This is a genomic window from Pantoea sp. X-Soil-ISGK-421 (assembly GCF_059730785.1).
The window spans coordinates 1,475,847-1,489,687 of record NZ_AP035979.1 but is presented as its reverse complement, the minus strand read 5'-3'; the positions used below and the strand labels follow the sequence as shown (position 1 = coordinate 1,489,687).

Below are 13,841 nucleotides of genomic sequence, written 5' to 3'. Positions count from 1 at the left end.
GGCCGTTCAATGATCCATAACGCTTTGCCAGGCTGGCGACGTTACTTGTTTAACAGCAGTTTGCGCTATCTGCTCCGCATCTTCTTTGCTTTAACCGGATGTGCGGCGGTGCCGTGGTGGCTGCATCAGATTGAGTGGACCATTCCGCTGACGCTTGGCGTGGTCGCCGCGGCGCTGGCCGATCTCGACGACCGCTGGATTGGGCGCGTGCGCAATCTCGCGATCACACTGGTGTGTTTCTGTATCGCTTCGGTGTCAGTTGAACTGCTGTTCCCACATCCGTGGGCATTCGGACTGGGCCTGGCGCTTTCCAGCTGGGGCTTTATTTTGCTCGGTGCACTGGGACAGCGTTATGCCACTATCGCTTTCGGTGCGCTGCTGATTGCGGTTTACACCATGCTGGGCATCGGCCTGTTCCCACAATGGTGGATGCAGCCATCGCTGCTGTTGATCGGCGCCCTTTGGTACAACTTGCTGACCTTCATCGGCCATTTGATGTTCCCGGTACGTCCGGTACAGGAGCAATTGGCGGGAAGCTTTTCTCAGCTCGCGCGCTATCTCGAAGCCAAAGCAAACCTGTTTGATCCCGATGGCGACGAGCAGGATGATGCCACGCTGGTGGCCACGGCGATGGTTAACAGTCAGTTGGTGGCACAGTTAAATCTGACTAAAAGCACCATTCAAAGTCGCCTGCGTGGCGATCGCGGTTCACGCAGCACGCGTCGCAGCCTGCATTACTATTTTGTTGCGCAGGATATTCATGAACGTGCCAGCTCCTCGCATCTGCAATACCACCTACTGCGCGACAATTGGCGCTATAACGAGGTGCTGTTCCGCTTCCAGCGTTTGATGAATATGCAGGCGCGGGCCTGCCGGCAACTGGCTGAGACTCTTTTGCTACGCCAGCCGTGGCATCACGATAGCCATTTTGAACGCACCTTTGAACGACTGGAAACCGCGCTGCAACGGCTTCAGCAAAATGAGCCGCAGGATCCCCATATTCATGCGCTCTTTTGGTTGCTGCGCAATCTGCGCGCCATTGATGCGCAGCTAGCATCAATTGAGTCGGAGCAGATGCTGGCAGAACCGTCACCGCACAGCGATCACCATCTATCGCGTGAAGGGCTTAGCGGCTGGGCGGATATCCGCTTGCGCCTGAGTCGCCATCTCAGCCCCAACTCTGCCCTCTTTCGCCATGCAGTGCGAATGTCACTGGTACTGTGCGTTGGCTATGCCTTCATTCAAATCACTGGTGTCGATCGCGGTTACTGGATCTTACTGACCAGCCTGTTTGTCTGCCAGCCCAATTACAACGCCACCCGACGACGCCTCGCGTTGCGAATTGGTGGCACGTTAGCCGGCATCGCCATCGGCCTGCCGGTATTGTGGCTGGTGCCATCGATTGAAGGTCAGCTGGTGCTGATTGTTTTGAGCGGTGTGCTGTTCTTTGCTTTCCGTCAGATTCAATATGCGCAAGCCACGTTGTTTATCACCTTACTCGTTCTGCTGTGCTTCAATTTGCTGGGCGAAGGGTTTGAAGTGGCGTTGCCGCGCGTGGTGGATACCTTGCTGGGCTGCGGTCTGGCATGGCTCGCCGTCGCCTTTGTTTGGCCAGATTGGCGTTTCCGCAAAATTACTGCCGTCGCCGATCGTACGCTGGATGCTAACTGCCGCTATCTTGATGCCATTATGGAGCAGTATCATCAGGGGAAAGACAATCGCCTCGCTTATCGCGTAGCTCGTCGCGATGCACATAACGCCGATGCTGAGCTGGCATCCGTGGTGTCCAATATCAGTGGTGAACTCAAGCTGCAACAACCGCTGCGTGAGAATGCGTTTCGGCTGCTATGCCTCAACCACTCCTTTCTCAGCTATATCTCCGCATTGGGAGCGCACCGCGAGCGTCTCGCGGATAGCACCTTACTTACCTTACTGGATGATGCGGTGTGCTTCATTGAAGATGTGCTACAAATCGAACGTGTCACGGATGCACAAGCTGCAGACATGCAGCAGGTGCTTATGCAACGCATGAGCGAAATGAAGATTAGCCCGGATGCACGCGCACCGTTAGTCATTCAGCAATTGGGATTGTTGGTTGCGCTGATGCCCGAAATTGCACGTCTGCGTCGTAGCCTCGTAAATAACTAAGGTTGTAAATGCTCCGCCGCGGCATGTTGGCGGAGCATTTTGAGATACCAGGCGTATAACTCCTGCCTGATTGCGCCGGGTAATGCCGCTTCATGATGTCCAGAAATTGCACCTTCCAATGCCAGCAACGTTTTTAGCCCTATATGCTTATTCACCGCGCGCAATTTCAACCAGCATTGCCGCGATCCTGTTTCACACAGCAGCTGCACCGAACTGATCCCCACCTTATGTAGCATCAACTCCAAACGCAGGCTCAGATTTGGCAGGTCTTTCAAACGTAGCGAGACAAGTCTGGTCGCAATTTCATCCTGCGCAGCACGAAGAGAGCTGGCTGATAAATGCAGTAATTGCTCTGGATCTTGCCACAGCTGTTTGTCGACCTTGAAGTAGCTTAAGGTCACCGGCACGCCACGCTTACGGTATACCAGCGGTTCCAAAGAGCGCTGCGCGTTGTAGACGTGAAGCGCCTCGCTGGCGCGCAGATAGAGTGCATCCTCATTGATGTAAGCAAAAATCACCCTCTCAACAGTCAGCGCGTAACCCCCAAATTGCGTACGCGATTCGATTTTGCCTAGTGCAGCCAACTGCGTTTTTGATTGCTCAACTACTGGGTTATATCTCTTCATAATGCCCCCTTCATTGGATTCCATGCACGGGAAATTTCCTATAAAAGCTCGCAGATTCATCTGGTTAGAAGATAAAAAAAACGATTTAGCTGTTCAATGAATAAAAGCATGTGGGACAGAACTTGTGCAGAAATTGCGAGGCGTTTTCAGAAATTGAGGTTGATCTTTATCCAGGAAGCCATTACTGTATATTCATACAGTTCATTACTGAGTGATTAAATTATGCGTACTCATTTCTCTGGCCCTGCTGATCGTTCTCATCGTTTCGCTTCACCAAGCTTAACGCAACCTTCGCTGGGTGGAATCACTGAACTGCGCTCCAGCGAACAACCAGAAATGATGCAACTTATGCTGCTACCGGTACTAAAACAGCTGAGCGAGCAATCACGCTGGCAGTTGTGGCTCACGCCGGCTCATAAGCTGAATCGCAGTTGGATGCAGCAGTCGGGATTGCCGTTAGACAAGAGTATGCATATCACCGAATCTGAGCGTTTTAACACCGTTGAAAGTATGGTTAAGGCGTTACGTACAGGCAATTACAGCGTCGTGCTTGCCTGGATTCCGTACGAATTGAGCGATGAAGAGCGTTTAGAATTGGAACAAGCTGCAGCAGAAGGTGAAGCGCTCGGTTTGATTTTGCGTCCGCAAGGACGTCAATTTGCTCATTCCAGACAACCTAACCCAACAAAAATTCCCTCAGATTTGTTTCATTAAGTAAATCCAGGAATTTTCTCAGCATTTTTTTTGCAAAAGTTGCATCTAAGCTACTGATTCTTTTCCCGCCAGCTATGACAATGGCTTAGACGCTTTTTTGTTTTCTAATACCGAAGATTTTGCCATGTGATTTGTTAAAATGTGTGTATAAATCCCTGTTTTTTTGCTGCGCAGCGTCACATCATACTTGTAAGTTTCCAATCTCGTTGTAGACTTTAGCTCGCCAGGGTGCTCAATAACCTCCGTTTTTTCGGTAGAGTCAAAAGCGAGCGTTTAGACCCGGCGAAGGATTAACACAAAGAGCAACCTTTTTGCTCATTGCCTATTTGGATGATAACGAGGCGCAAAAATGAAAAAGACAGCTATCGCAATTGCAGTGGCACTGGCTGGCTTCGCTACCGTAGCGCAGGCCGCACCTAAAGATAACACCTGGTATACCGGTGCTAAACTGGGCTGGTCTCAGTATCACGATACTGGTTACTACGGTAACGGTTACGCGAACAACGATGGTCCAACTCACGAATCTCAGCTGGGTGCTGGTGCATTCGCAGGTTACCAGGCTAACCCGTACCTGGGCTTCGAGCTGGGTTACGACTGGTTGGGCCGTATGCCTAACAAAGGCAACCAAGTGAATGGCGCGTTCAAAGCACAAGGCGTTCAGCTGGCCGCTAAACTGAGCTACCCAATTACCGAAGACTTCGATGTCTACACCCGTCTGGGTGGTATGGTATGGCGTGCTGATTCAACTCAAAACAACAACGGCGTTCGCATCAGCGACCACGACACCGGCGTTTCTCCGCTGGCTGCTGTTGGTGTTGAATACGCACTGACCAAAAACTGGGCGACTCGCCTGGACTATCAGTGGGTTAACAACATCGGTGACGCAGGTACCGTTGGTGCACGTCCAGACAACAGCATGCTGAGCGTAGGCCTTTCTTACCGTTTCGGTCAGGATGAAGATGCAGCGCCAGTTGTAGCTCCGGCTCCAGCTCCAGCGCCAGTTGTTGAAACCAAGCGTTTCACCCTGAAGTCTGACGTTCTGTTCACCTTCAACAAAGCTTCTCTGAAGCCAGAAGGTCAGCAGGCTCTGGATCAGCTGTATAGCCAGCTGAGCTCAATGGATCCAAAAGACGGTTCTGTTGTCGTACTGGGCTTCACCGATCGCATCGGTTCAGAGCAGTACAACCAGAAGCTGTCTGAGAAACGTGCTCAGTCTGTAGTTGATTACCTGGTCTCTAAAGGTATCCCAGCTAACAAGATCTCTGCACGCGGTATGGGCGAATCTAACCCAGTTACTGGCAACACCTGTGACAGCGTGAAAGGCCGTAATGCCCTGATCGACTGCCTGGCGCCAGACCGTCGCGTTGAAATCGACGTGAAAGGTATCAAAGACGTTGTAACTCAGCCACAGGCTTAAGTTATCACGCAGTAAAAAACCCCGCTTCGGCGGGGTTTTTTTATGGCTGAATGTAATGAGAGTGAAAAGAATTTTATTCTTTTTCCGAACCGCCGTTACCCAGGATCGCTTGCAAGTCTTGCTTCAGGGTCGTCATCTGACTGGCGTACTTCTCTTTGCGCTCGGCATCTTCAATCAGCTGCACAATGGTTTCTGACAGCGTGTTACTGCGCCGCTGCGCCAATCCCGCCAAACGCTGCCACACCAGATATTCCAGATCGATAGATTTCTTGCGCGTGTGTTGATGCTCAGCATTGAAGTGACGCTTACGGCGTGCTCGTATCGTCTGCTTAAGACGATTGTCCAAATCCGGATGAATATGCTGCGCGATCCACTCATTAACCTCGACCGGGCTATTCTCCATCGAAAGCAGCGTATCGACTGCAGCTTGGGCCGCACTAAGCTCTAGATGACGAGTGATCAGTTCACCCTCCCGATGCTTTTTCACCAGGTATTTCCACTTCCATCCACTTTCAAGATTTTCGAGTTGCTGGTATTTCATCGGAATCTCATCGTGATCACGTAACAAACTAAGAATAACAGCTTTTTTCCTGGATGCAGCAAGGAAAAACATGTTGCAGCCGTCACAATCCGGGCCGGAACTCCGCCGTGATTAACCGGGTTGATTCCTGTATAATCGCGCTTTTCCTAAATCAGACTAATGCGAATATTTTGACCAGCACTCAAATTACGTGGCAAGCCCTGCAGCCGGATAGCGACCGCTACCAATCCATTTTCTCGAATGTCTCACTGGAAGATTGCGATAGTCTTGCCGCGGTTCAGCCGCGTCTGCTGAATGCGCTGGCGCATTTGCATCATCAAACGTTGGGATTCCCGCTGCTGTTATTACGCAGTCAGGAAAACAGTGATTACCTGGCTTGCATCGCCGATGCGGCACAACGCTTCCAGCCGGATGAAATTTCCCTCTATGGCGGCGACTATCATGTGATGGGCGATACCGTTAGCCTGCTGGCGCCTACCGATATCAATCGTCCGTTTACGAGCCAGGGTGGCGTGCATTTCGCGGACTGGATTGAAGCTGAACAGCTGTTCGGATGCGTACGTCAATACAAAGACCGCGTTCAACCTGAACCCGGCCTTCTGCATCGCGCCAATGGTGGCACGTTAATCCTGGCCGTCAATACCTTACTGGCGCAGCCGCTGCTGTGGTTGCGTTTGCGTAAATGCATCGAGCAAGGTCGCTTCGATTGGTATTCGCAGGATGAACGTCAACCCCTACCCGTCGCCATACCGCCGCTACCGCTGCAGCTGCGACTGGTGTTGTGCGGCGATCGTGATGCGCTGGCTGCTTTCCAGGAAATGGACGTCGAAGTTCATGAGATGGCGCTCTACAGCGAATTCGAAGAAAGTTTACAGATTCTCGACGAAGATGACATGACATCGTGGTGCCAGTGGACATTAACCCAGGCTGAACAAGCGGGTCTGGCCCAGCCTGAAGCGGATTTCTGGCCATTATTGATTACCGAAGCAGCTCGCATGACGGGCGATCAAGATACCTTGCCATTGTGTCCTCGCTGGCTTCGTCGCCAACTGCAGGAAACGGCGCTGCATGGTGACAGTATCAATGGTGAAGCGTTGAAAGAAGCGCTTGAAGCCCGGCAGTGGCGTGAAAGCTTCCTCGCAGATCGCATGCGCGATGAAATCCTGCTCAATCAGATCATGATTGAAACTGAAGGTGAAGTGGTTGGGCAAATCAACGGCCTGTCGGTGGTTGAATTCCCCGGTCATCCGCGTCCCTGGGGCGAACCCTCACGCATTACCTGCGTGGTACATCCGGGCGATGGCGAGTTCACCGATGTCGAGCGCAAAGCCGAGTTAGGGGGCAACATTCATGCAAAAGGCATGATGATTATGCAAGCCTACCTGATTGCCGAGCTGGAACTGGAGCAGCAGCTGCCCTTCTCCGCTTCACTGGTTTTTGAACAATCCTATTCGGAAGTAGATGGCGACAGCGCCTCGCTGGCTGAGTTGTGTGCATTAATCAGTGCGCTCGCTAATCAGCCAGTCAACCAGCAGATTGCGGTAACCGGTTCAGTCGATCAGTTTGGTAATGTGCAGCCGGTGGGTGGGCTGAACGAAAAAATTGAAGGTTTCTTCCACATCTGTAATTCCCGCGAGTTGACAGGCAAGCAAGGTGTGATTTTCCCTGCTAGTAATGCGCGCCATCTCAGTCTGAATCAGGATGTGGTGGAAGCGGTGAAGGCCGGACAATTCCATCTCTGGGCCATTGAGAGCGTAGATGAAGCGCTGCCGCTATTGACCGGTATTGCCTGGCAAAGTGAAAGCGGCGAATCACTGCTTAGCACCATTCAGGAACGTATTACGCAGTTGAATCAGCAGGAAGCTCGCCTGCGTCCATGGCCATTGCGTTGGCTCAACTGGTTCAACCACAGCTGATAACATTGCTCAGCGTACAACTGTTCGCTAATATTCGGGCTTCACTAAAAGAAGGCATATTGAGAACATGGTAGATAAACGCGAATCCTATAGTAAAGAAGACCTGGTTGCCTCGGGTCGCGGCGAACTGTTTGGCGAAAATGGACCGCCGCTTCCATCCAACAACATGTTGATGATGGACCGCGTGGTCAAAATGACCGAAGACGGCGGTAAATTCGACAAAGGTTTCGTAGAAGCCGAACTGGATATCCGCCCTGACCTGTGGTTCTTTGACTGCCACTTCATCGGCGATCCAGTTATGCCAGGCTGTCTCGGCCTCGACGCCATGTGGCAGTTGGTCGGTTTTTACCTCGGCTGGCTGGGCGCAGAAGGTAAAGGCCGTGCATTGGGCGTGGGCGAAGTGAAGTTCACTGGACAAGTCCTGCCTACTGCGAAGAAAGTGACCTATAAAATTCACTTCAAGCGTGTGATCAACCGTAAACTGGTGATGGGCGTGGCAGATGGCGAAGTCTTCGTAGACGGGAATCTGATTTACTCCGCGACGGATTTGAAAGTGGGTCTATTCAAAGACACTTCCGCTTTCTAATCCTTCCAAACGAAAACCTCCGCACGCAGCGGAGGTTTCTTCCTTAATGATAGACATTCAGCAGTGCTAGGCCACCGCCGACCTGTCCTCCATGGCTTGACGCCAACCTCCCAACCAGTAAGACCGCGCATCGATCATTTGATAAGGGCATATCTCTTTCGAGCGGCCCGTAATACCGGCTTGATAGCCTCGTGAATGTGCTCGTTCCAGGCGGTCTCTCTTCTGTCTCTTCATGCCTCGTTTCCCTCATTTCAGGTCTGGTGGAATCTGGGTGGAAAGAAAGAGTGGCGATATAATGTTCAACCACAGTAATGTTCTAACCCGATGCAAAAGAAAGGTCAATGCGCAAAATTCACGCCAATGTCATCAATTTGACGTCAAATTGATATGTAGAATTGTCAGTTAACTGTCTATCTGGCTGATTCAGCAATAAAAAAAGCCCTTGATTTGACTGCGATCACACTACAGTAAATCAAGGACTTATCATAAGCTTCGAACAAATCTTAATTTAGCGAAACGACACTATTTGCGATTTGTTGCGCCGTTTGCTGCCAGCCGAGAGCCAGAGTACGCACCAGCGCATCATAGCCATCTTCGGTTTGCGGCAGCGTCAGATTAAAGCCATGTTTGATTAGACGTCCTTGATGCTGCAGTAGCCATTCACCACTTACTACTACCTGCCCATCGTAGCGCCCCTGGAAACCGGTGACGTTCACTGTAAGCGTATCGTGAGTTTCACCCAGCGGCGAACCGGCTATCAGGCGGCCAGGCAGCGCTTTACTGAGATTGCTAATCAGCGTTTGCTGCAGCTGCTGATCGAGTGGGCTGGCCCACAGGTTATTCGACGCGATCACGTACTTCACATCGCTGGTCTGATAAACCAAACCGTTGCCCGCCATAAAATCCGGCACCGTCACCTGCTCGACCCAAATCATCGGTTGATCAGCGCCAGCTGCACTTTCAACACGCGCCACATTGCTGCCCGCAGGCAGCTGATAATAGGTGTTTTCAATGCTGCTGCTGCACCCTGTCAGCAGCAACAGTGCACCAATAATTAGCCCTTTTTTCACTGTTTCGCCCTCTTTGGCTGTGGATCCTGGCCCGGCTTGGCTTCAAACACCAGCGCGTTACTTTTGCTATTCAGCGTTTTCAGCACCGGCTGCAGTTCACGCAGCACCTGATCAAGCCGCTGCATATCGCCCACCAGCTTGCTGTAAGCTGGCGAACCTGGCTGCAGCCCTTTCATGCTGCGATTCAGTTCGCGCAGGGTTTGCTGCATGTCTGAAGGCAGGGTTTTCATCGCCGGATTAGCCGTGACCTGATTCAGGTTATCCAGGGTTTTCTGCAACTGCTGCAGCGTGCGCTGGCTCTCTTTCAACGTACCGGTGGCTTCGTTGAGCACAGGATTGAGTGGCAAACCGTTGATCTTATCTAGCGCCGCCATCAATTTCTGTTGAATCTGCGCCAGTCCACCGCTGACGGTTGGAATCACTTCCAGACCAGCCACTTCGTTCGGGCCTTTATAAGCGGGCGCGTTGTCGTAGAAATCGAGGTCGATAAACAGTGCGCCCGACAACAGGTTGCCAGTCTTGAGCGTCGCACGCAGTCCGCGTTTTTTGCCTTCCTGCAGATGCTGTTCAAGATTGAAATCGCCGCCTAACCGGTTAACAAAGCGATCTGGCTCAATTCGAATCAACACCGGCACACGGTAGTCGTTATTCAGCGCCTGATTCACACCCGGAATCATATAAGGCACCTGCGAAACCGTGCCCAAGCGGATGCCACGAAACTCAACCGGTGCACCGACTTGCAACCCACGAATTGAATCAGTAAAGAACAGCAGGAAATCAGTATGGCTGGTATAGAGCGAGTCCTGAATGCTGCGCTGATCGTCGAACAAATGGTATTCCGCTTTGTTCTCAGCAGCACGACCAAGTTCGGCCCCATCAGGCACATCAAAGCTCACACCACCGCTAAACAGCGTCGTAAGCGAGCCCATTTCAACACGCATGCCTGAAGCCGACATATCTACCGCAATACCGCTGTCTTTCCAGAAACGCACATTGGTGGTGATCAAGCGATCGTACGGTGCTGCGATAAATAACTGATACGTCATCATACGTTTATCAGTATCAAAGCTGCTGGTTTCGACCGAACCCACGCGATAGCCACGGAATAGCACCGGATCGCCGGCATTAAGCTGACCGGCTTTTTTACTGTCGAGCGTTACGCGAATACCTTTGGCATCCGGTGGTGCAAGGGGTGGCGCATCCAGCAATGGGTAACGCTCTGGTTTGTCACCTTTGGAACCCGGCTGCAGTTCAATATAGGCGCCTGAAAGTAAGGTGCCGAGGCCGGTAATCCCTTCACGGCCAATCTGCGGTTTTACCACCCAAAACACGCTGTCACCTTGCAGCAGTTTCTCCATACCGGAGTTAAGCCGCGCTTTGATTTCTACATGGTGAAGGTCATCAGTGAGCACCGCACTTTCCACCACACCGACGTTCACGCTGCGACTTTTAATTGTGGTTTTACCTGCCTCAATACCTTCGGCACTTTCAGTAATCAGCGTCACTTCCGGGCCTTGATGGCTGAAGTGATAAAAAAGAATCCATCCGCCGATTAACAGCGTGACGATGGGTACAATCCAGACCGGCGACCAGCGTTTAATCTGGTCGACCTTAGCAGTCCCGTGATGGTTGTCCGTCAAGACGCGGCTCCTTACGTTCAGTTTCTCGTTGTCGATCCCACAGCAGGCGCGGATCAAAGGTCATTGCGGCAAACATGGTAAGAATCACCACCATGGCAAACAGCAGCGCGCCCGGCGCAGGATACACACTCATCAATCGCCCCATCCGCACCAACGCAGAGAGAACGGCGATAACAAACACATCAATCATTGACCAGCGGCCAACGAATTCAACCACCTCATAAACCACGTGCATCTTTTCATCATCGCGCCCACCGCGTCCGCTGCCGTGCCAGCAAAGCCAGGCGATCGCCAACATTTTCAGCGAGGGCACCATAATGCTGGCGATGAAGATCACCAACGCCACCGGCCACGAACCGTCGCTCCATAGCAAAATCACCCCGGCCATAATGTTCGAGGGATATTGCGAGCCGAGCGTTTCGGTCACCATGATCGGCATGATATTCGAGGGAATGTAGAGCATCACCGAGGTAATCAGCAGCGCCAGCGTCCATTGCAAACTGTGCTTACGGCGGACATGCGCCTTCACACCGCAACGCGGGCACGCCAGTTGGTCGGCAGGCAGAATGGCGGTACAGCAGGGACAACTGCGCAAGCCTTGCTTTAAGCCGCTAATACCGGCTTGCGGCACCTTTGGCAGCGGCGGTAACGGATCGATACGTTGCCACACCCAGCGGCGGTCGACACATTGAAACGCGCGCAGATGCAGCACACAGAACAGGCACCACGGCCAGAAACTGCTGCCGAGACCAATTTCGCCATACGCCATCAGCTTTACGAAACTGACCAGCACGCCGGCCATAAAGATTTCGGCCATGCCCCAGTTGCGCAGCTGAAACAGAATGCGCGCCAATCCTAGCCGCACGTTATGCGGCATCCGTACCTGATTGACCAGCAGGATAATCGTGACCATGCAAAAGGCAGGAATGCCCTGCACAAACAGCAGGAACAGCGTGGCCAGGCTGCGGTAGTCTTCACGATCCATCACCTGCGGGATTTCGAGCAGCGATATCTGGCTGCTCAACCCGGCGACGTGCATATTGATGAAAGGAAACAGATTAGCCAGCACCAACATAAACAGTGCTGAAATGGCGTAGCCGGTCGGACGTCGACGCGGCTCCTGCCAGTTGGCTTGCAGCGTGGTGTGACAACGCGGGCAACGCGCACGGCTGCCAACCGGTACAGCGGGCAGCTTTACTGTTAAATCACACTGTGGACAAAGACTCCACTGCTGCGCCTGATCCGCTGCACACATGCTGACTCCTTCCCGATTATGCGCCGTTTTTCAGCGCTTCCAGCTCTTCCCAACGTTCAAACGCCACTTCCAGTTCCTGTTCGGTCTGCGCTAACGCATCCAGAATCGGCTGGGTTTTATCGTGTGGCTGACTAAAGAAGTCTGGATGACTCATTTTGGCCTGCAATTCACCGATGCGTGTTTCCAACTGTTCCAGCTTCTGCGGCAGCTGTTCCAGTTCACGTGCCAGGTTATAGCTTAGCTTGCTAGCCGGACGTTTGGCGGCTTCACTTTTCTCAGCGGTTTTCGCCGGTGCAGCAGATTTCGCCTGGGATGCTTTTCCTTGCTTATACGCCGCGCGCTGCAGCTGCGCATCGTGATAGCCACCCACAAAGGTGCCGATTTCGCCGTTGCCTTCGAAAATCCAGCATTCAGTCACGGTGTTGTCGACGAATTGACGATCGTGGCTCACCAGCATCACGGTGCCCTGATATCCATCCACCAGCTCTTCCAGCAACTCCAGCGTTTCAACATCGAGGTCGTTGGTCGGTTCATCAAGAATCAGCAGGTTGCTAGGTTTGAGGAACAGACGCGCCAGCAGCAGGCGGTTACGCTCACCGCCGGACAACGCGCGGACCGGCGTCATGGCGCGCTTGGGATGGAACAGGAAGTCCTGCAGATAACCGAGTACATGGCGCGGTTTACCGTTAACCATCACTTCCTGTTTACCTTCAGCAAGGTTATCCATCACGGTACGATCGGGATCCAGCTCAGCGCGGTGCTGATCGAAGTAAGCGATCTCCAGCTTAGTGCCGCAATGCACACGGCCGCTGTCCGCTTTCAGCTGATCCAGCATCAAACGCAGCAAGGTGGTTTTACCGCAACCGTTCGGGCCAATCAGGGCAATTTTATCGCCGCGCTGTACCTGAGTAGAGAAGTCTTTCACCAGGGTTTTGCCACCCACGCTGTAATTGACATCTTCCATCTCAAACACAATTTTGCCTGAACGTGCCGCTTCGCCGACCTGCATATTGGCTTTGCCCATCACTTCACGACGTGCAGAGCGCTCGTTACGCAGCGCTTTCAACGCACGTACACGGCCTTCGTTACGCGTACGACGCGCTTTGATACCCTGACGAATCCACACTTCCTCCTGCGCCAGCTTGCGGTCGAATTCGGCGTTCTGCATCTCTTCGACGCGTAACGCTTCTTCTTTACCGGTCAGGAACAGATCGTAATTGCCCGGCCAGGAAACCAGCTTACCGCGATCGAGATCGACAATGCGTGTTGCCATGTTGCGGATAAACGAACGGTCATGCGAGATGAATACAATGCTGCCGCTAAAGGTCTTGAGGAAGGTTTCCAGCCAGTCGATGGTTTCAATATCGAGGTGGTTAGTCGGTTCATCAAGCATCAGCACACGCGGGTTGCTCACCAACGCGCGACCCAATGCCGCTTTACGCAGCCAGCCGCCGGAGAGTGAAGACAACTCGGTATCGGCATCGAGGCCAATCTGCAGCAGCACATCATTGATGCGGCTATCCAGCTGCCATAGATTCTGGTGATCCAGAATGGTCTGCAGGCGGCCCATCTCGTTCAGGTTCTTCTCGCTCGGATCTTCCATCACCAGATGGGAAATGGCGTGATAAGCCTTCAGATGCTCAGCTTGCTCGGCCACGCCTTCGGCGACGAAGTCGTAAACGGAACCAGTAATGTTGCGCGGCGGATCCTGCTGCAGACGCGCGACCACTAAATCCTGCTCATAAATAATGCGGCCGTCATCCAGCGGCTGTTCGCCGTTGATGATTTTCATCAGCGTCGATTTACCGGCGCCGTTACGGCCAACCAGACAGACGCGTTCGCCCTCTTCGATATGCAGTTCGGTGTTATCCAACAGCGGCGCATCGCTGAATGAGAGGTAAGCGCCATGGATACTGATCAGTGACATA

Annotated in this window: 12 protein-coding genes; 5 read left to right on the top strand and 7 right to left on the bottom strand. The window is 52.7% G+C overall.

All coding sequences use genetic code 11. The annotated features are described in order from the left end of the window. Positions 1 to 9 precede the first annotated feature (9 nt). Positions 10 to 2,148 (top strand): YccS family putative transporter, encoded by a 2,139-nt coding sequence (gene yccS, locus AC6I8K_RS06815; protein WP_497826429.1) that lies wholly within the window; start codon positions 10 to 12, stop codon positions 2,146 to 2,148. On the opposite strand, the gene AC6I8K_RS06810 is transcribed toward yccS, so the two are convergent. Beyond that, positions 2,145 to 2,774 (bottom strand): TfoX/Sxy family DNA transformation protein, encoded by a 630-nt coding sequence (locus tag AC6I8K_RS06810; RefSeq protein ID WP_064740783.1) that lies wholly within the window; start codon positions 2,772 to 2,774, stop codon positions 2,145 to 2,147. The genes yccS and AC6I8K_RS06810 overlap by 4 nt on opposite strands. A 222-nt stretch (positions 2,775 to 2,996) precedes the next feature. On the opposite strand from AC6I8K_RS06810, the gene sulA reads away from it, so the two are divergent. Both sulA and ompA read left to right on the top strand, forming a co-directional pair. Further along, entirely contained in the window at positions 2,997 to 3,488 is a 492-nt protein-coding gene (gene sulA / locus AC6I8K_RS06805; RefSeq protein ID WP_064740782.1) for an SOS-induced cell division inhibitor SulA, read from the top strand. A 349-nt stretch (positions 3,489 to 3,837) separates the two neighbouring features. Beyond that, a complete protein-coding gene (gene ompA, locus AC6I8K_RS06800; protein WP_064740781.1) occupies positions 3,838 to 4,905 on the top strand; it encodes a porin OmpA in 1,068 nt (355 codons plus the stop codon). A gap of 73 nt (positions 4,906 to 4,978) precedes the next feature. Here the strand turns inward: ompA and matP are convergent, their stop codons facing one another. Further along, positions 4,979 to 5,446, bottom strand: coding sequence for a macrodomain Ter protein MatP (gene matP, locus AC6I8K_RS06795; protein WP_155726421.1), 468 nt, complete (start codon positions 5,444 to 5,446; stop codon positions 4,979 to 4,981). A 53-nt stretch (positions 5,447 to 5,499) separates the two neighbouring features. Between matP and AC6I8K_RS06790 the strand changes: the two genes are divergently transcribed. Both AC6I8K_RS06790 and fabA read left to right on the top strand, forming a co-directional pair. Further along, positions 5,500 to 7,362 carry an AAA family ATPase gene (locus AC6I8K_RS06790; RefSeq protein WP_497826428.1) on the top strand — a complete coding sequence of 621 codons (1,863 nt, stop codon included), beginning with the start codon at positions 5,500 to 5,502 and terminating at the stop codon, positions 7,360 to 7,362. A 67-nt stretch (positions 7,363 to 7,429) separates the two neighbouring features. Next, on the top strand, positions 7,430 to 7,948 hold the full coding sequence (gene fabA, locus AC6I8K_RS06785; RefSeq protein ID WP_007887361.1) for a bifunctional 3-hydroxydecanoyl-ACP dehydratase/trans-2-decenoyl-ACP isomerase: 519 nt from the start codon (positions 7,430 to 7,432) through the stop codon (positions 7,946 to 7,948). Between the two features lie 66 nt (positions 7,949 to 8,014). Here the strand turns inward: fabA and rmf are convergent, their stop codons facing one another. The 5 genes from rmf to AC6I8K_RS06760 all read right to left on the bottom strand — a co-directional run bounded on the left by rmf (position 8,015) and on the right by AC6I8K_RS06760 (position 13,840). Beyond that, a complete protein-coding gene (gene rmf, locus AC6I8K_RS06780) occupies positions 8,015 to 8,182 on the bottom strand; it encodes a ribosome modulation factor (RefSeq protein WP_007887362.1) in 168 nt (55 codons plus the stop codon). Positions 8,183 to 8,451: 269 nt separating this feature from the next. Continuing rightward, on the bottom strand, positions 8,452 to 9,018 hold the full coding sequence (pqiC, locus tag AC6I8K_RS06775) for a membrane integrity-associated transporter subunit PqiC (protein WP_064740778.1): 567 nt from the start codon (positions 9,016 to 9,018) through the stop codon (positions 8,452 to 8,454). Then, on the bottom strand, positions 9,015 to 10,658 hold the full coding sequence (gene pqiB, locus AC6I8K_RS06770; protein ID WP_064740777.1) for an intermembrane transport protein PqiB: 1,644 nt from the start codon (positions 10,656 to 10,658) through the stop codon (positions 9,015 to 9,017). The genes pqiC and pqiB overlap by 4 nt, the downstream gene beginning before the upstream one ends. Further along, positions 10,630 to 11,913, bottom strand: a complete 1,284-nt coding sequence (gene pqiA / locus AC6I8K_RS06765; protein ID WP_064740776.1) for a membrane integrity-associated transporter subunit PqiA — start codon at positions 11,911 to 11,913, stop codon at positions 10,630 to 10,632. Before pqiA ends, pqiB begins: the two co-directional genes overlap by 29 nt. 16 nt (positions 11,914 to 11,929) lie before the next feature. Beyond that, positions 11,930 to 13,840 (bottom strand): ABC transporter ATP-binding protein, encoded by a 1,911-nt coding sequence (locus tag AC6I8K_RS06760; protein ID WP_483817129.1) that lies wholly within the window; start codon positions 13,838 to 13,840, stop codon positions 11,930 to 11,932. Position 13,841 lies beyond the last annotated feature (1 nt).